Raw genomic sequence first — 16,683 nt, forward strand, 5'->3', positions numbered from 1 at the left:
CGGGTGGAGAGTCGAAGGGAGGCACCTGCCGATCTTAGCGATGTAACCTTCTGGTGACAGTGTAGAAAGTCACGCCAAGCTCCGTGGCTGTAGTGCTTTATGCTACTTATTTAATAGCAATTTCACATGGCATCCGTGCTTGCCATCGGGCTTCTCTGTCGGCACCATGGAAAGTCTCGCCGCATCGCACGGCGCCCACGGAGACTTGCCATGACGCACACCGCCGCCGCCCCTCTGGAATCGAGCGACCGCAAGGTCGACCGGCTGCTCGCCCACTACGAGGAGAGTCACCGCAATCCGACCAACGAGCTGATCCATTTCGTGGCCATCCCGGCCATCATGCTGAGCATCGTCGGGCTGCTGTTCGCGATCCATCCCTGGGTGGCCTACGCCTTCGTGGCCGCCAGCCTCGTCTACTACGTGCTGCTGCGCGCCCCGGCCTTCCTGGTGGCCATGCTCGTCCTGACCGCCCTGGCGCTGGTGCTGGTGCATGCGATGGGGGGACTTGTATTGCCGGTTTCCGCCGCTATCTTTGTAGTGGCCTGGATCTTCCAGTTCGTGGGCCACAAGATCGAGGGCAAGAAGCCGTCGTTCTTCGAAGACATTCAATATCTCTGGGTCGGTCCCCTGTTCGTCTTGTCCAAGCTCTTCCTAAGACTTGGTATCCGCTGGTAGCCTTTGGCTATTCCAGCGATAGAAATTCAAGGGAACCCTTGGATTAGCACTCCCTCTAACCGAGTGCTAATATGGCCAACACAAAGGAGTTCCCCCTGATGACAACGCTGTCTGGAGTCTCTGCCAACCAGCTGGCCGTCGCCAACCCGTGGTCGATGGTTCCCCCGCTGGGCAACCTGGACGCCTATATTTCGGCCGCCAACCGCCTGCCGATGCTCACTCTTGAAGAAGAGCAGGGCTACGCACGCAAGCTGCGCGACCACAACGATCTCGAAGCCGCCGGCGCGCTGGTGCTCTCTCACCTGCGCCTCGTGGTTTCCATTTCCCGCCAGTACCTGGGCTACGGGCTGCCGCACGGCGACCTGATCCAGGAAGGCAACGTCGGTCTCATGAAGGCCGTGAAGCGCTTCGACCCCGACCAGGGCGTGCGGCTCGTGAGCTACGCCATGCACTGGATCAAGGCCGAGATCCACGAGTACATCCTGAAGAACTGGCGCATGGTCAAGGTCGCGACGACCAAGGCCCAGCGCAAGCTGTTCTTCAACCTGCGCTCGATGAAGCAGGGCTTCAAGGCCGACTCGGCCATTGCCGACACCGGCACGCACCGTGAAACGCTGAGCCCCGACGAGGTTTCGCAGATGGCGACCCGCCTGAACGTGAAGCCCGAGGAAGTGCTCGAGATGGAAACCCGTCTCTCGGGCGGCGACGTGATGCTCGATCCGGGCCCGACGGACGACGGCGACGAAGCCTTCGGCCCGATCGCCTACCTGGCCGACGCCTCGCAGGAACCCACCGCCCTGCTCGAATCGCAGCAGCGCGACCGCCTGTCGAGCGACGGCATCGCGACCGCGCTCGAAGCCCTGGACGACCGCAGCCGCCGCATCGTCGAAGAGCGCTGGCTCAAGGTCAACGACGACGGTTCGGGCGGCATGACGCTGCACGACCTGGCTGCCGTGTACGGCGTGAGCGCCGAGCGCATCCGCCAGATCGAAGTGGCGGCCATGAAGAAGATGAAGAAGGCGCTCGCGGAATACGCGTAAGCCTTTCCTTCTTCCCTCCTGCCCATCACGAACGAAGCCCGGCACCGCCGGGCTTTTTTCATTTCGAGAGCGTTCGCAGCGCCCGCTTCGCGATGTAGCGGGTTTCGGCCGCGTCCGACTCCGCCAGCCACCGCGCGCAGAGCTTGTCGACCCACTCGGGCTGGCTCTTGCTCGCGTCATTGAGCCAGTTCGCCACCGAGTTCTGCACGTAGCGGCTGGTGTCGGCGCGCAGCGGCTCGAGCAGCGGAAGCGCGCGCCAGGGCTCGGCCTTGAGCGCCTCGATCTGCGCGCACCACACGCCGCGCGGCCGCGTGAGTTCGCTGGCGAAGCGGCGGATGTTGGGGTCGGCATCGAGCACCCAGGGCTGCAGCAGCACGATCGCTTCGTCGAGCGACCCGACCACCGCGTCGCGCACCGCCATCCACGCGATCTCGCGCACGCCGAAGTGCGGGTCGGCGGCGAAGCGGCGCACCGACTCCAGCTGCGCCGCCAGCGGCAGGCCCGAGAGCGTGACCCACTGCGCCGCCCAGCAGCGCGCCACGTCGCTCGCATGCGTGGCCAGCCGGTGGGCAACGGCGTCGCGTTCGCCGTGCAGCGCGGCCAGGTCGTAGAGCGCGCGTGCGATGTGACCATGCCGCTGCATCGGCTTGAAGGCGCCCAGCATCGCGATGGTGTCGGCCAGCCGCTCGCTCTCGCCATCGAGCCCGATGTGCCCCGCCACGCTGCGCGCCAGCCGGGGCAGCTCGAGCGCGAGGAACTCGTTGAGATTGACAGTTTCGATCAGCCCGTCGTTGAGGGCATCGAGAACCTCGGGCGGAATCAGCGCGATGCGGAAGGCGCCCTTGCGCCCTTTCAGGTGCCCGAGCGGATCGATGGCGGACATCGGGCAGCGGCCGCTTTCAGGAAGCCAGCAGCGTCTTCAAGTCGGACACCATCGGCGCCACGCCCGCGCCGTAGCGCGCGTAGAGCCGCAGCCGGCCGTGCGTGTCGTAGACGTAGCTGGCGGCGGAGTGGTCCATCGAGTAGCTGGTCGGCGTCTTGCCGTCGACCTTCTTGTAGTAGACCTTGTAGTCCTTTGCGACGGCAGCGAGCTCATCGGCCGTGGGAATCAGCGCGACGAAGCTCGGGTCGAACGCGCCCATGTAGGCCTTGAGCACCTCGGGCGTGTCGCGCGCCGGGTCGACGGTGATGAACAGCACCTGCAGCTTGTCGCCGTCCTTGCCGAGCTGCTGCTTGACCTGCGCCATCTCGGTCATAGTGGTCGGGCAGACGTCGGGGCACTGCGCGTAGCCGAAGAACAGCACGACCAGCTTGCCCTTGAAGTCGGCCAGCGTGCGGACCTTGCCGTCCGCGTCCTTCAGCGAGAAGTCCTTGGCGTAGTCGGCACCGGTGATGTCGACGGCATTGAAGCTCTGTTTGGTCTCGCTGCAGGCCGCGAGGCCCAGGCCGAGGGTGGCGCCGACGCCCACCCAGCCGGCGCCGGCGGCCATCAGTCGAAGAGCGTTGCGCTTGTTCATGGAAACGAGGTCAGTGAATGTAGTGATCGACCAGCAGCGCGAGGAACAGCACGCTCAGGTGAATCAGCGAGAAGCGGAAGGTCTTGCGCGCCAGCGCGTCGGAATAGCTGCGCCACAGCGCGAAGGCATAGCCCGTGAAGCCGACGCTCACCGCCACGGCCACCGCAAGATAGAGCCAGCCGCTCATGCCGTAGATGAAGGGCATCAGGCAGGCCGCGAACAGGATGAAGGTGTAGAGCAGCACCTGCAGCCGCGTGAACTCGTTGCCGTGCGTGACGGGCAGCATCGGCAAGCCGGCCTTGCGGTAGTCCTCGACGCGGTAGAGCGCCAGCGCCCAGAAGTGCGGCGGCGTCCACAGGAAGATGATGAGAAAGAGGATCCAAGCCCCCGGATCGAGGCTGCCCGTCATCGCGGCCCAGCCCAGCACCGGCGGCATCGCGCCCGAGGCACCGCCGATCACGATGTTCTGCGGCGTGAGCGGCTTGAGGATCACGGTGTAGATCACCGCATAGCCCACGAAGGTGGCGAAGGTCAGCCACATGGTGAGCGGGTTGACCATGAACCACAGCAGCGCCGAGCCCGCCGCGCACAGCAGCGCCGAGAAAACCAGGGTCTGCCTGTCGCTGAGCTCACCGCGCGCGGTGGGGCGCCAGGCGGTGCGCTTCATCTTCGCGTCGATGCCCTTCTCGACGAGGCAGTTGAACGCCGCGGCCGCGCCGGCCACCAGCCAGATGCCGATGCAGGCCACCGCCGCGAGCTTCACCTCGCCCCACGACGGCAGCCCCGGAATGGCCAGCACCATGCCGATCAGCGCGCAGAACACGATCAGCTGCACCACGCGCGGCTTGGTCAGCGCGTAGAACTGGCGCAGCACGTTGGTGCTGGCGGTTTGCTGAACGGAAATCGGGGTGCTCACGCGGCGGCCTTCCTCGGACTCTGACTGTTGTTGTGACCTGCCGTATTTTCACCGGCATGCGCAGGCTGCGCTGCCGGGGCGCGCCGGCTCTCGCACAGCGCCCAGGTGAGCACGACGGCGAGCGCCGCGGCGCCGCCTGTATGAAGCACGGCCGCGGCCAGCGGCCAGCCGAGCAGCACGTTGCCCAGCCCGGTGGCAAGCTGGAGCAGCGCCAGGCCCGCGAGCCATCGGGCCTGCGGGCGCAGCGCCTCGATGCGGCGCATGCGCCAGGCCAGCACGCCGAGCGCGACGAACACTGCATAGGCCATCAGCCGGTGCGCATAGTGGATGGCGGTGAGCGCCGAGAAATCGAGCGGCTGGCCTTCGCCGGTCACGCCCAGGTGGCGCCAGATCTCGAAGCCCTGCGCGAAGTTCATGGGCGGCCACCAGCTGTCCTGGCAGGTCGGGAATTGCGTGCAGGCCAGCACCGCGTAGTTGGTGCTGACCCAGCCGCCCAGCGCGATCTGAAGCACGAGCAGCACCGAGGTCGCGATGAGGCCGTTGCGCAGCGCGGGCGACACGGGCGTGGGCAGCCGGTCGGCGGCCGCCTGCCGGTAGCGCACTGCCTGGATGCACAGCAGCGCCAGCAGCACCACGGCACCGAGCAGGTGCAGCGTGACAATCGCGGGGAAAAGCTTCCAGGTCACGGTGAGCGCGCCGAACGCACCCTGCAGGCACACCCACGCCAGCGTGAAGGCGGGCCACCAGGCGCTCAGCGTGGCATGGTGCCCGGCAGCCTCCGCAGGCGGAATACGGCTCTGCCGGCGTCGCACGATCCAGGTGGCGACCGCAAGCGTGAGGATCAGCACGCCGACGCCGGTGGCCAGGTAGCGGTGGACCATCTCGACCCAGGCCTTGCTGTGCGTCACCGGCCCGGTCGGCTGCGCCGACTGCGCCATCGCGATCTCGTGGCGCGCGCCGTGCGGGCTGGCGTTGCCGTAGCAGCCCGGCCAGTCGGGGCAGCCGAGGCCCGAATCGGTGAGCCGCGTGAAGGCGCCGAACAGCGTGAGGTCGAAGGTGAGGAACAGCGTGAGCACCGTGAGCGCATGCAGCCGTCGCGCGGGGCCGCTGCCCGCATTGCGGCGCCACACCCACACCAGCGGCCCAAGCGCGATCAGCATGCCGACCGCCATGAGCCAGGCGATGGGCGTCAGATCGTAGAGAGAGCTCGTGGTGTCCATGCTGCGTTGCGTATCTCTTCAGCGGCCCGGTTCGTCCCACGACGCCGAGGCGCGCAGCAGGCGGTCGAGGTCGCGCTTGGCGCGGCTGGCGCCGGCGGCGTCCATGCGGGCGGGAAAACGCATCATCCAGTTGCCCATGGGGTCGACCACGTACAGATGCTCGGCCAGCGAGTGGCCCTGCGCGGGCGCGAGCCACTTCGCCAGCTGCTCGGCGGGCACGCGCAGCACGGTCGCGCCGTGCAGGCCGTTGTTCAGGCGCTCCGGCACGGGAGCGGCGTCGCTCACGAGCCAGACGCGGTCCATGCGGTCCTTCTCGCGGCCCAGGCTCTCGCGCAACTGGCGCGCCAGGTAGAGCTGCTGCTCGCACAGCGTGTCGCAAGCTGCATCGGCCACCGTCACCAGCAGCCACTGGCCCTTGAGCGTGGCGAGATCGACCGGCGCGCCGCCGCGGTCGGTGGCGACGAGCTTCGGCAGTTCGCGCTGCGGATCGATCAGCTCGCCATAGACGCTGCGCCCCTCGGGCCGGATCACGTAGTAAGTGAAGTAGGAGGCGATGACCGGCGAGGCGCACATCAGCATCACCGCGATCATCTTCCAGCGTCCGATGGCCGTGCGCCGCCCCTCCGCGCCGTCGAGCGCCTGGTTGGGCGACGGCATCGAGTGCACCGTCAGGCCCAGCGGCTCGTCAGAAGCGGCCATCGCGTGCGCGGCGCCTTGCGCGGCGGAGGGGCGTGATGAATTGGAACCAGACATAGAGGATGACGACGAGGGCCGACAGGCCGAACCACTGGAATGCGTAACCGTAGTGCCTCTCGAGGCCCAGCGCCGGCGCCGGCCAGTCGCGCTGCAGGCCCTCGGAAGCCGGCCCGGCCTGCTGCAATGACACGTCGGTGCGCAATGGCAGCTTGGTCTCGGCGCGGAAGGCCTCGAGGTCGAGATTCTGCCGGATGGGCGAATACCCTTCGGCGACCGGTGCCGCAGCGGCCGGGGCTGCCGCAGCGGAAGCGGCTTCGGCAGGCGCGGAGGCCGCCGGCGCGGGCGCTGGCGCGGCGGCGGAGCCCAGCTCCAGCAGATGGCTGGGCGGCGGCTCGATCAGGCCCGTGACCTCGACAATGCCGGCCGGCGTCTCGACCGCGCCCAGCTTCGTGCGGTCGACGAAATTGCGCTGGATCCAGCCGCGCTGGACCATCACCGTCTGCTCGGTGCCTTCGAGGGCAAATGGCGTCAGCACGTAGAAGCCCGGTACGCCGTGCATCTGGCGGTTGTCGAGGTACACGGTCTGCGGCGTGAGCCACAGGCCTCGCAGGCGCACCGCGCGGTGCATGGCGTCGGAGGCCTTGCCGAGCGCGAGGAACTCCGCCTGGGTCAGCGGCGGCTTCAGCTTCTCGGCGTCGATGCTGGCCTGCAGCGCTTCTTTCTGCGCAGCGCGCGAGAGCTGCCAGCGGCCAAGGGAAACGGTGGCCGACACGGTCAGCGCGGCGGCGATGGTGAGCACCCAGAAGCGGCCTCGCCGGAGGCGCTTCTCGGGATACAGGGGTTCTGGGGTCACTGGAGGGGACGGGGCGTGCGGCCGATAATGCGGTTCATGAAATACTTCGTCGCCCTGGTGTTCGTGGGCATCTTCGCGAGCCTCGCGTTTGCCCTGTACTTCATGCTGAAGGACGGGCGCAACGGGCGCGCCAAGAGCGGCGGCATGGCGCGCGCGCTCACCGTTCGGATCGGCCTCTCGGTGTTTTTGTTCCTCTGCATGCTGCTCGCCTGGAAGTTCGGATACATCCAGCCAACCGGGCTCCCGCTCGGCAAGTAGATGGTGCTCGTGCCAGGAGAACCAAGAAAAAGGCGCCTTCCGGCGCCTTTTTCTTGTCATGCCGCGAGGTTCTTCGCTCAAAGCCAATAGACCAGCAGATAAAGGCCGAGCCAGACGACGTCCACGAAGTGCCAGTACCAGGCTGCGCCCTCGAAGCCGAAGTGGCGCTCGGGCGTGAAGTGGCCCTTGCGCAGGCGCAGCGTGATGAACAGCAGCATCAGCATGCCGATGAACACGTGCAGGCCGTGGAAGCCGGTCAGCATGAAGAAGGTGGAGCCGTAGGTGCCCGAGCTGAGCTTGAGGTTCAGTTCGGTGTACAGGTGGTGATATTCGTAGCCCTGCACGCCAAGGAAGATCACGCCGAGCAGCACGGTGAGCCACATGAAGCGGATGGTCTGGGCACGGTGCCCAGCGCGCAGCGCATGGTGGGCGATGGTCAGCGTGACACCCGAGCTCAGCAGCAGCGCGGTGTTGATCGTGGGCAGCCAGAACGGGCCGACGGTCTGGAAGGGCTCGACGATGCCAGCCGGCGAGGCGGTGGCACCGGCCGCGACGCTCGGCCACACGGCCTTGAAGTCGGGCCACAGCAGCGCGTTGTCCAGGCTGCCCAGCGAAGGCAGCGCATGGGTGCGAGCCCACCACAGCGCGGTGAAGAACGCGCCAAAGAACATCACTTCGGAGAAGATGAACCAGCTCATGCTCCAGCGGAACGAGAGGTCCACCTTGTGGCCGTACTGGCCGCTCTCGCTCTCACCGATGGCGGCGCGGAACCACACGAAGAGCGTGCCGAGCCAGATCACCATGCCGGCCAGCAGCGACCAGGCGCCCCACGCATGCCCGTTGATCCATTGCGCGGCACCCAGGATCACGAAGAACAGGCCGATCGCGGCCGAGACCGGATAGGACGAAGGTCCGGGCACGAAGTAGTAGGGCGTGGTTCCGTGGGTGGTTGAACTCATTTCTTCAGCTCCTGGCTTTCTTTCTTCTCTCGATTCAATGGATTCTGCTTGTCGCGGAAGGCTTCTCTTCCGTCAGGCCCCGGCCGACGCGACCACATGGCGCACCAGCAGCACCAGCGCGACCACGAAGACGACGACCGCAACGAACGCCACCGCGATGATGTGCAGCGGATTCAGCTTGCGCAGATCGTCCTGGTAGGCGCTGTTCTTGCGCACGCCGAAGAACGACCAGCCCACCGCCTTCACCGTGTCCCACAGCGAAGCCTTCGGCCGGTTCGAGGGATCGGTCACGAGCGCGGCTCATTCGCGGAGCTGGTAACGGCGGCCACCGGGGCCGCGGGCGTCTTGCCGCCCACCTCGAAGAAGGTGTACGACAGCGTGATGGTCTTCACGTCCTTGGAAATCTTCGGGTCGATCACGAACGCGACCGGCCACTGCTTCTTCTCGCCCGGATCGAGCGTGTACTGGTTGAAGCAGAAGCACTCGAGCTTGTTGAAGTACGGCGCAGCCTGCTGCGGCGCGTAGCTCGGAATGGCCTGTGCGGCCATGCGGCGGTTCTGCACGTTCTGGAACTCGTACATCACCGTGTTGAGTTCGCCCGGGTGCACCTGGATGGTCCGCTCCGCGGGCTTGAAGTCCCACAGGCCGCCGCGCACGTTGGAATCGAACTCGACCGTGATGGTGCGGGTCTTGTCGACCTGCGTGTTGTCGGGCACGCGCACGTTCTTGCCGCCGCTCGCGCCGCCGGGCACCTCGAGCTCGGACAGCGCGAGGATGTTGATGCCGGTCATCTCGCAGATCGCGCGGTACATCGGCACCAGCGCGTAGCCGAAGGCGAACATGCCGCAGGCCACGACGGCCAGCTTGCCGACCATGCGGACGTTGGCGCGGCGGATGCGAGGACCGAGGCTCATGCGCGTGTGCTCCCGTTCGTTGCCTGCTCGAATGCCCGGTTCAGCGGCCGCTGAACCAGACCATGCGGACGATGAAGCCGATGAAGAACACCACGGCGATGGAGGCCAGCGTGAGCCCCATGCGGCGGTTGTTCCTTTTCTGCTCGGGCGTCATCGTGCTGCGTAGGCTGACAGTGCGTTCAACCGATCACCTTGGTGGCGGTCGCGTCGAGCTTGGGCGGGTTCTCGAAGGTGTGGAACGGTGCCGGCGAAGGCACTTCCCATTCGAGGCCCTCGGCAGCTTCCCACGGCTTCTGGGCAGCCTTCTCGCCCTTGCCGCGCATCGTGGGCAGCACGATGAACAGGAAGAAATACACCTGGGCGAAACCGAAGAAGAACGCACCGACAGACGCGACGGCGTTGAAGTCGGCGAACTGCATCGGGTAGTCGGCATAGCGTCGCGGCATGCCGGCCAGGCCCAGGAAGTGCATCGGGAAGAAGGTCACGTTGAACGAGATCAGCGACCACCAGAAGTGCACCTTGCCGCGCGTCTCGTTGTACATCACGCCGGTCCACTTCGGAGCCCAGTAGTAGAAGCCCGAGAACATGGCGAACAGCGAGCCGGCCACCAGCACGTAGTGGAAGTGGGCCACCACGTAGTAGGTGTCCTGCAGTTGCGTGTCGATGGGGGCGACAGCCAGGATCAGGCCGGTGAAGCCGCCCATGGTGAACACGAAGATGAAGCCGACGGCGAACAGCATGGGCGTCTCGAAGGTCATCGAGCCCTGCCACATGGTGGCGATCCAGTTGAAGATCTTCACGGCCGTGGGCACGGCGATCAGCATGGTCGCGTACATGAAGAACAGCTGGCCGGTCAGGGGCATGCCGGTCGTGAACATGTGGTGCGCCCACACGATGAACGACAGGATGGCGATCGACGAGGTGGCGTACACCATCGAGGCATAGCCGAAGAGCTTCTTGCGGGCGAAGGCCGGCACCACCTGGCTGATGATGCCGAAGGCCGGCAGGATCATGATGTAGACCTCGGGGTGGCCGAAGAACCAGAAGATGTGCTGGTACATCACCGGGTCGCCGCCGCCGGCGGGGTTGAAGAAACTGGTGCCGAAGTGGCGGTCGGTCAGCGTCATCGTGATGGCGCCTGCGAGCACGGGCATCACGGCGATCAGCAGGTAGGCGGTGATGAGCCAGGTCCAGCAGAACATCGGCATCTTCATCAGCGTCATGCCGGGGGCGCGCATGTTGAGGATGGTCACGATGATGTTGATCGAGCCCATGATCGACGAGGCGCCCATGATGTGCATCGCGAAGATGCCGGCGTCCATCGAGGGGCCCATCTGCAGCGTGAGCGGCGCGTACAGCGTCCAGCCCGCGGCGGGCGCGCCGCCGGGCATGAAGAACGAGCCCACCAGCATCAGCGCCGCCGGGATCAGCAGCCAGAAGCTGAAGTTGTTCATGCGCGCGAACGCCATGTCGGAGGCGCCCACCTGCAGCGGGATCATCCAGTTCGCGAAGCCCACGAAGGCCGGCATGATGGCGCCGAACACCATGATCAGGCCGTGCATGGTGGTGAACTGGTTGAAGAGTTCGGGGTTCACCAGCTGCAGCCCGGGCTGGAACAGCTCGGCGCGGATCAGCAGCGCGAGCACGCCGCCCACCATCAGCATCGTGAAGCTGAACAGCAGGTAGAGCGTGCCGATGTCCTTGTGGTTGGTGGCGAACACCCAGCGGCGCCAGCCGGTGGGCGCGTGGTGGTCGTGATGATCGTCGTGTGCGTGATCGCCGTGGGCTGCGTGACCGTGGGGGTCGAGAACTGCGCTCATTTCGTTGTTCCTTGCAATTTCTTCGTCGCGGTGCGCTCGCGCATCACTTGGCGCGCAGGGCCAGCACTTCGGCCGGCTGCACCAGCTGGCCCGTCTTATTCGACCAGCTGTTCTTGGTGTACGTGGCCACGGCCGCGAGGTCGGTATCGCTCAGTTGCTTCCAGGAGGGCATCGCGCCGTTGTTCTGCCCGTTGAGCAGCACCGTCAGCTGGATCTTGTGGTCGGCGTCGGTCACCTTGGCGGAGCCGTCGAGCGGCTTGATCGGGCCGGCGCCCTTGCCGTTGGCCTGGTGGCAGGCCGCGCAGTTGGCGGCATAGACCTTCTCGCCGCGCGCGAGCATGTCGGGCAGGGTCCAGACCTTGGTCGGGTCGTCGAGCTTGGCGGCGGCTTCCTTGCGCTTGGCGGCGACCCAGGTCGTGTAGTCGGCGGCCGAGACCACCTTCACGTGGATCGGCATGTACGCGTGTTCCTTGCCGCACAGCTCCTGGCACTGGCCGTAGTAGTCGCCCACGGTCTCGGCGCGGAACCAGGTGTCGCGCACGAAGCCGGGAATGGCGTCCTGCTTGAGGCCCAACTGCGGCACGGCGAAGGCGTGGATCACGTCGTTCGCGGTGGTGATGATGCGGACCTTCTTGTTGACCGGCACCACCAGCGGGTTGTCGACCTTGAGCAGGTAGTCGTCGGGCATCTGGCCCTTGGCGCCCGCGTCGGACATGGCACGCTGCGAGCTGTCGAGCGTGGAGATGAAGGCCAGGCCCTCGCCTTCGCCGTTCAGGTAGTCGTAGCCCCACTTCCACTGGTAGCCGGTGGTCTTGATCGTGAGGTCGGCGTTGGTGGTGTCCTTCTGGGCCACCAGCACCTTGGTGGCGGGCAGCGCCATGACGATGACGATGAGGAAGGGCACGATGGTCCAGATGACCTCGACCACCACCGATTCATGGAAGTTGGCGGCCTTGTGGCCCACCGACTTGCGGTGCTTCCAGATGGAATAGAACATCACCGCGAACACGCCGACGAAGATGACCGTGCACAGGATCATCATGATCGTGTGGAGCAGATGCTGCTCCTGAGCGATCTTGGTCACGCCTACCGGAAGATTCAACTGGCGCACCGAGGGGCCGCCGGGGAGATCGTTGACTGCGTGCGCCGCGCTGCTGAAAGCCGCGCCGGCCGCCAGCAACAGATTCGCCGGCCTGTACTTATTGCGCCAAATGCTCTTCATCGTGTTCACGTTTCTTCAATTTTTCGACAACCAACCGTGCAGCACTGCGCGAGCCCCCTCAGGCGCCGCGTAACGCCATTCGAATCTCGCGGGCCAAGGCCGCACGCAACTCCGGGCGTACATAGCGCCCCACCCTGACCGATCGACCCTGCCCCGAGACCTCGATCAGCGAGCGATCGCCGGTCTGGGGTTCGATCCGCACCTGGTGCGGAAGAAATTCCGTGCGCTCGTAATGCCCGCCGTTCTCGAGCTCCACGACGAGCCGTCCCTCCTGCAGCGCGATCTTTTCGCCGTCGGTCGCATGCCGTGCATAGACCATGAACGCAAACCCGACAGCGGCCAGTTCGAGCCAGGCAAAAGGCAGCACCATGGGCGCACCGTGCAGCCAGAACAGGGTGCCGATGCCGAGCGATACCACGCACAGCGAGGCGTAGAGCCAGCCCAGCTGGCTCGGCGTCACCGAGCAGTTGCGCTTCAGGAACCAGTGGATGCTCTGGCCTGAAACGGTGGCAAATCGAAACACGGAATTCGACACGGGCGAGTTCAGCAAATCGGTGCGTCGACGGTCGCCAAACCCCTCGTACAAACAGGATTCGACACCCCTCGATCGCGGGACAATACCCGCGAGTTTCACGCAACGGCGGATTGTAGCGGGTAGATACCAGCGCCCGAGTGCCCTGTGGGACGCCTACGGGTCACTACTAGTAGGCAAGAAACGCCCTGTGCGACAGGCGTTTTCGCCGAGTCGCCGGCAAGCGATCAGGCGCCCGGTCGGCCCCGTTGCAGCATCGATCGCATCTCGCGCAGCGACACCGCGCTTTCGGCCGACAGCGACACGCGCGGCACCGGCTTGAACGCGTGGCCGTAGACGACTTCGAAGGTCAGCGCGATGCGGCCACCGCCGTCCTCGGCCGGTGCCAGTTCGGGCAGCGCCTTCTTCAGCTCCTGCAGCCAACCCTTGCCGCGCAATGCGGGAAAGCGCGCCGGATGCAGGTTGCGGCCCAGCGTGCGCAGCTCCGCAAGAGCGGCCTCGGGCGTGGCCCAGGTCAGCACGATGCGCTCCATGTCCATCACCGGTTCGGCGAAGCCGGCGTGCACCAGCATGTCGCCCCAGTCGTGCATGTCGGTGTACTCGTGGCCCGCGGCGGGCCAGCCCATGCGGGCATGCAACGCACGCAGCTCGCGCACGGTGTCGGGGCCGAGGCAGGAGAACATGAGGAAGCCGTCGGTCGCCACCAGCTTGTGCCAGTGCGCGATCAGCGCCTCGGGGTCGGCCGCCATGTGCAGCGACATGTTGGCCCAGAGCAGGTCGACGCCGTCCTCGGGCGGTGCCTCGAAGCGCGCCTTGCCGGCCTGCCAGCGACGCGCGCTCCACCACGGCGCGGCCAGCGCCTGGCCGGTGGCCGCGGCGAGCGCGCTCTCGGGTTCGATCACATAGGAAGCCGCGTCCTTGTAGCGGCGCGCGACGAGTTCATGCGCCTCGAGCCCGCTGCGCAGCGGCGCCCAGTCGGCCCAGCTGCGGGGCTGGGCCTTGATCCATTGCAGCCGGTCTTCCATGCGGCGGCCGATTTCCTCGTGCAGCCAGGGAGAGGCGCCGTCGGCGGGCGCGAGCCGGCGCCAGCGGGCGGCCGCCGTGGCATCGATGGTCGGCGGTCGTCTTGAGGGGTCGGTGGCCATGGGGCCGTGAGTATATTGAGGCGATGCTCAGCCAACGGGCCATGTGGCCTTTCCCGCCTTCTGGGCCTGCCGGCCTCTTCACCTCGCTGCTCGCGCGGCTGCCCAGCCAGTGCGCGGTCTGCCGCGCCTGGCCTTCGCGCCCCGTGTGCGACGCCTGCGTGGCCCGCTTCGCAACCCCCGCTCCTCGCTGCAGCGGCTGCGCCCTGCGCTTGCCCGAAGGCGTCGACCGCTGCGGCGAGTGCGTGAAGAACCCGCCGCCGCTGGATGCCTGCCTCGCGGCCTGCACCTACGCGTGGCCCTGGCCGGACGCCATCGCGGCCTTCAAGTTCCGCGGCGAGGCCGGCTGGGCCGGGCCCTTCGCCACGCTCTTGCGCAGCGCGCCCTGGGTGGAGCCGGCCCTCGAAGCCGGCGACGTCGTGCTGCCGATGCCGCTCGCGCCTGGCCGGCTGCGCGAGCGCGGCTTCAACCAGGCACACGAGCTGGCGCGGCGGCTTGCACCATCGAAGACCGACGCCACCCTGCTCCTGCGCACGCGCGAGACGCCGGCCCAGAGCGGCCTTTCGCGCGCCGACCGCCTGCGCAACCTGCACGGCGTCTTCGCGGTGGAGCCGCTGCGCGCCGACGAACTGCGCGGCCGCCGCCTCGTGCTGATCGACGACGTGATGACCAGCGGAGCCTCGCTGTTCGCCGCCGCCACGGTGCTGCGGCAGGCCGGTGCCGCGCACATCACCGCCATCGTGCTGGCCCGGACCGATCCGCCGCGCTGAGCCGGTTGCGCCGGCCCGCCGACAATCGGCGCATGTTCAATATCGTCCTGGTCCACCCCGAAATCCCGCCGAACACCGGCAACGTGATCCGGCTCGCGGCCAACACCGGCTGCAAGCTGCACCTCGTGGAGCCGCTGGGTTTCTCGATGGACGACCGCCTGCTGCGCCGCGCCGGCCTCGACTACCACGAGTACGCCGAAGTCAAGCGCCATGCCGACTGGCAGGCCCTGCTCGCGGCCGAGCAGCCCGCCGCCGACCGCATGTTCGCGCTCACCACGCGCGGTTCGCGTCCGGTGCACGAAGTGTGCTTCCAGCCCGGCGACTGGCTGGTGTTCGGCTCGGAAACCAGCGGCCTGCCGCCCACGCTGCGCGACGGCTTTCCCGAGTCTCAGCGGCTGCGGCTGCCGATGCGCGAGGGCCAGCGCAGCCTGAATCTCTCGAACGCGGTGGCGGTGACGGTGTTCGAGGCCTGGCGGCAGAACGGCTTCGCCTGAGGCGGCCGCCCCTTCCGGCAGCAGGGGCAGGACACATCCATTCGGCGAATCGCGTCGTATGGAAGACATGCCGGCCGCAAGCCGGTCCGGCATTCATCCCGTCCACCCTGTACCAAGGAGTCCCGCCATGAACGCCAAGCCGATCGCTCTCGCCGCCCTCGCAACGCTCGCCTTCGCCGGCAGCGCGCAGGCCTTCCAGGGAGAGCAGAACCCGCTGCCGCCCGCACCGTTCCAGTCGACGCTGTCCCGCGCGCAAGTGCAGGCCGACGCGCGCCAGCCGCTTCGCATCGGCAACGGCGGCACCGGCGCGATGCAGGCCAGGAGCGGCGACATCGACCGCGACGCGGTGCGCGCCAGCGCACGGAGCATCACCCGCCAGGGCGCAGCCACCTACGGCGAAGTGACCGACCGCAGGATGTAAGAAGAAAGAAAAAGAAGGAAGAAGGCCGCGGCCGCCGCTTCAGCGGTAGCGGCGCACCACCGACTCGGCCACGCAGGCCGGCTTGGCAGCGCCTTCGAGCTCGATGGTGGTTTCCCAGGTCATCTGGAAACCGTCATCGGCAATGGGCTCCGCCGTCAGCAGCTTCATGCGCGCGCGCAGGCGCTTGCCCACCGGCACCGGCGACATGAAGCGCACCTTGTTCAGGCCGTAGTTCACGCCCATGCGCGACTCGACCACGTCGAGCGCCGTCTCGTAGAAGCGCGGCAGCAGCGACAGCGTGAGGAAGCCGTGCGCGATCGGCCCGCCGAAAGGGCCGGCCTTGGCCCGCTCGATGTCGACGTGGATCCACTGGTGGTCGCCCGTCGCCTCGGCGAACTGGTTGACCTGCTCCTGCGTGATGGCGATCCAGTCGCTCACGGCGACTTCCTGGCCGACGCAGGCGGCGAGATCCTGAAGGGTCTGGAATGTCTTCTTGGTCATGCGGGGCATTCTGGCGTCTGGGGTCGCCGTGGGGCTGTCGGCCTTGCGACAACCGGGCTCAGGGTAAACCGGGAGCCGCCGCGCGGCTCAGGCATCGAGCCATTCGCAGATCGGCTGCCACTGCTCCAGGTCGCGCTGCACGCGGCCGGGCGCGATGTCGAACAGCGTGAGCCCGCGCGCTGCGAGTTGCACGTAGTTCTGCGTGTCGCGCAGCTCGCCGATCACCGGCACGCCCAGCCCCGCGATGAACTCGTGCAGCCGGTCGGCCGCCAGCGTGCGGGCGTTCACGCGCATGCCGACGAGGCCGATCTTCGTCTTCTCGGCGCGGCGGTTCTCCTGCAGCCGGTCGAGGAAGTCGCGGGTCGCGTAGATGTCGAAGATGCTGGGCTGCAGCGGCACGATCACGCGGTCGGCCAGCGCCAGCACTTCCTTGAAGCGCCAGCCGTGCAGGCCGGCGGGGGTGTCGAGCACCGCGTGCGTGGTGCCGCGCGGCGGGCGCACCACAGTGCTCTCGCCGGTGGCTTCCCAGGTGGAGATGGTCCGGGCCATCGGCGGACGCAGGCCCAGCCAGAGCCGGGAGGATTGCTGGCGGTCCACGTCGCCCAGCATCACGGCATGGCCTCGGCTTGCGAAGTAGCCCGCGACGTTCGTCGCGATCGTCGACTTGCCCACGCCTCCCTTGGGATTGGCGACCAGAACCACCGGCATAGATGCACTCCTCCAGAACGGCAAT

The 16,683-nt window shown here is 67.1% G+C and carries 22 protein-coding genes; 6 read left to right on the forward strand and 16 right to left on the reverse strand.

What is annotated here, in order from left to right; translation table 11 throughout:
* The first annotated feature begins 210 nt into the window (after positions 1-210).
* Entirely contained in the window at positions 211-675 is a 465-nt protein-coding gene (locus FHT32_RS03875) for a DUF962 domain-containing protein (protein WP_176663298.1), read from the forward strand.
* A gap of 98 nt (positions 676-773) precedes the next feature.
* The gene (rpoH, locus tag FHT32_RS03880; RefSeq protein ID WP_176663299.1) at positions 774-1,715 is read left to right on the forward strand and encodes an RNA polymerase sigma factor RpoH; all 942 of its coding nucleotides are present in this window, start codon (positions 774-776) and stop codon (positions 1,713-1,715) included.
* A gap of 58 nt (positions 1,716-1,773) precedes the next feature.
* Here the strand turns inward: rpoH and FHT32_RS03885 are convergent, their stop codons facing one another.
* From FHT32_RS03885 to FHT32_RS03910, 6 genes are read right to left on the reverse strand one after another with little or no spacing between them, the layout of a single operon-like run.
* Complete coding sequence (locus FHT32_RS03885) at positions 1,774-2,598, reverse strand: DNA alkylation repair protein (RefSeq protein ID WP_176663300.1); 825 nt, start codon at positions 2,596-2,598, stop codon at positions 1,774-1,776.
* A gap of 16 nt (positions 2,599-2,614) precedes the next feature.
* The gene (locus FHT32_RS03890) at positions 2,615-3,232 is read right to left on the reverse strand and encodes an SCO family protein (RefSeq protein WP_176663301.1); all 618 of its coding nucleotides are present in this window, start codon (positions 3,230-3,232) and stop codon (positions 2,615-2,617) included.
* A 10-nt stretch (positions 3,233-3,242) separates the two neighbouring features.
* Complete coding sequence (gene cyoE, locus FHT32_RS03895; RefSeq protein WP_176663302.1) at positions 3,243-4,148, reverse strand: heme o synthase; 906 nt, start codon at positions 4,146-4,148, stop codon at positions 3,243-3,245.
* Complete coding sequence (locus FHT32_RS03900; RefSeq protein ID WP_176663303.1) at positions 4,145-5,368, reverse strand: heme A synthase; 1,224 nt, start codon at positions 5,366-5,368, stop codon at positions 4,145-4,147. The genes cyoE and FHT32_RS03900 overlap by 4 nt, the downstream gene beginning before the upstream one ends.
* 18 nt (positions 5,369-5,386) lie before the next feature.
* Complete coding sequence (locus FHT32_RS03905) at positions 5,387-6,067, reverse strand: hypothetical protein (RefSeq protein WP_176663304.1); 681 nt, start codon at positions 6,065-6,067, stop codon at positions 5,387-5,389.
* Positions 6,054-6,917 carry an SURF1 family protein gene (locus FHT32_RS03910; protein ID WP_176663305.1) on the reverse strand — a complete coding sequence of 288 codons (864 nt, stop codon included), beginning with the start codon at positions 6,915-6,917 and terminating at the stop codon, positions 6,054-6,056. The genes FHT32_RS03905 and FHT32_RS03910 overlap by 14 nt, the downstream gene beginning before the upstream one ends.
* 27 nt (positions 6,918-6,944) lie before the next feature.
* Between FHT32_RS03910 and FHT32_RS03915 the strand changes: the two genes are divergently transcribed.
* Entirely contained in the window at positions 6,945-7,175 is a 231-nt protein-coding gene (locus FHT32_RS03915) for a twin transmembrane helix small protein (RefSeq protein WP_176663306.1), read from the forward strand.
* 77 nt (positions 7,176-7,252) lie between these two features.
* Here FHT32_RS03915 and FHT32_RS03920 read toward each other — a convergent pair whose 3' ends face one another.
* The 8 genes from FHT32_RS03920 to FHT32_RS03950 form a co-directional block, all read right to left on the reverse strand.
* Positions 7,253-8,134, reverse strand: coding sequence for a cytochrome c oxidase subunit 3 (locus FHT32_RS03920; RefSeq protein WP_176663307.1), 882 nt, complete (start codon positions 8,132-8,134; stop codon positions 7,253-7,255).
* 72 nt (positions 8,135-8,206) lie between these two features.
* Positions 8,207-8,425 (reverse strand): DUF2970 domain-containing protein, encoded by a 219-nt coding sequence (locus FHT32_RS03925; protein ID WP_176663308.1) that lies wholly within the window; start codon positions 8,423-8,425, stop codon positions 8,207-8,209.
* Positions 8,422-9,048, reverse strand: a complete 627-nt coding sequence (locus tag FHT32_RS03930; protein WP_176663309.1) for a cytochrome c oxidase assembly protein — start codon at positions 9,046-9,048, stop codon at positions 8,422-8,424. The genes FHT32_RS03925 and FHT32_RS03930 overlap by 4 nt, the downstream gene beginning before the upstream one ends.
* Positions 9,049-9,088: 40 nt before the next feature.
* Positions 9,089-9,202 (reverse strand): cytochrome oxidase small assembly protein, encoded by a 114-nt coding sequence (locus FHT32_RS34785; RefSeq protein ID WP_019656111.1) that lies wholly within the window; start codon positions 9,200-9,202, stop codon positions 9,089-9,091.
* A 25-nt stretch (positions 9,203-9,227) separates the two neighbouring features.
* Positions 9,228-10,868 carry a cytochrome c oxidase subunit I gene (gene ctaD, locus FHT32_RS03935; RefSeq protein WP_176663310.1) on the reverse strand — a complete coding sequence of 547 codons (1,641 nt, stop codon included), beginning with the start codon at positions 10,866-10,868 and terminating at the stop codon, positions 9,228-9,230.
* A gap of 43 nt (positions 10,869-10,911) precedes the next feature.
* Entirely contained in the window at positions 10,912-12,090 is a 1,179-nt protein-coding gene (coxB, locus tag FHT32_RS03940) for a cytochrome c oxidase subunit II (RefSeq protein WP_176663311.1), read from the reverse strand.
* Between the two features lie 58 nt (positions 12,091-12,148).
* The gene (locus FHT32_RS03945) at positions 12,149-12,625 is read right to left on the reverse strand and encodes a DUF2244 domain-containing protein (RefSeq protein ID WP_126025562.1); all 477 of its coding nucleotides are present in this window, start codon (positions 12,623-12,625) and stop codon (positions 12,149-12,151) included.
* 224 nt (positions 12,626-12,849) lie between these two features.
* Positions 12,850-13,767 (reverse strand): biotin synthase, encoded by a 918-nt coding sequence (locus FHT32_RS03950; RefSeq protein WP_176663312.1) that lies wholly within the window; start codon positions 13,765-13,767, stop codon positions 12,850-12,852.
* Positions 13,768-13,808: 41 nt separating this feature from the next.
* Here FHT32_RS03950 and FHT32_RS03955 point away from each other — a divergent pair, with 41 nt between their 5' ends.
* The 3 genes from FHT32_RS03955 (at position 13,809) to FHT32_RS03965 (ending at position 15,449) form a co-directional block, all read left to right on the forward strand.
* Positions 13,809-14,534 carry a ComF family protein gene (locus tag FHT32_RS03955; protein ID WP_176663611.1) on the forward strand — a complete coding sequence of 242 codons (726 nt, stop codon included), beginning with the start codon at positions 13,809-13,811 and terminating at the stop codon, positions 14,532-14,534.
* 32 nt (positions 14,535-14,566) lie between these two features.
* On the forward strand, positions 14,567-15,028 hold the full coding sequence (gene trmL / locus FHT32_RS03960; RefSeq protein ID WP_176663313.1) for a tRNA (uridine(34)/cytosine(34)/5-carboxymethylaminomethyluridine(34)-2'-O)-methyltransferase TrmL: 462 nt from the start codon (positions 14,567-14,569) through the stop codon (positions 15,026-15,028).
* Positions 15,029-15,155: 127 nt separating this feature from the next.
* Positions 15,156-15,449, forward strand: a complete 294-nt coding sequence (locus FHT32_RS03965; RefSeq protein ID WP_176663314.1) for a DUF4148 domain-containing protein — start codon at positions 15,156-15,158, stop codon at positions 15,447-15,449.
* A 39-nt stretch (positions 15,450-15,488) separates the two neighbouring features.
* Here the strand turns inward: FHT32_RS03965 and FHT32_RS03970 are convergent, their stop codons facing one another.
* Both FHT32_RS03970 and FHT32_RS03975 read right to left on the reverse strand, forming a co-directional pair.
* A complete protein-coding gene (locus FHT32_RS03970; RefSeq protein ID WP_093206665.1) occupies positions 15,489-15,959 on the reverse strand; it encodes a MaoC family dehydratase in 471 nt (156 codons plus the stop codon).
* Between the two features lie 78 nt (positions 15,960-16,037).
* Positions 16,038-16,658: a ParA family protein gene (locus FHT32_RS03975; protein ID WP_093304246.1), complete on the reverse strand. Its 621-nt coding sequence runs from the start codon at positions 16,656-16,658 to the stop codon at positions 16,038-16,040.
* Between the last annotated feature and the right edge of the window lie 25 nt (positions 16,659-16,683).

It is taken from the genome of Variovorax sp. SG517 (assembly GCF_013376045.1).
GTDB lineage: Bacteria > Pseudomonadota > Gammaproteobacteria > Burkholderiales > Burkholderiaceae_C > Variovorax.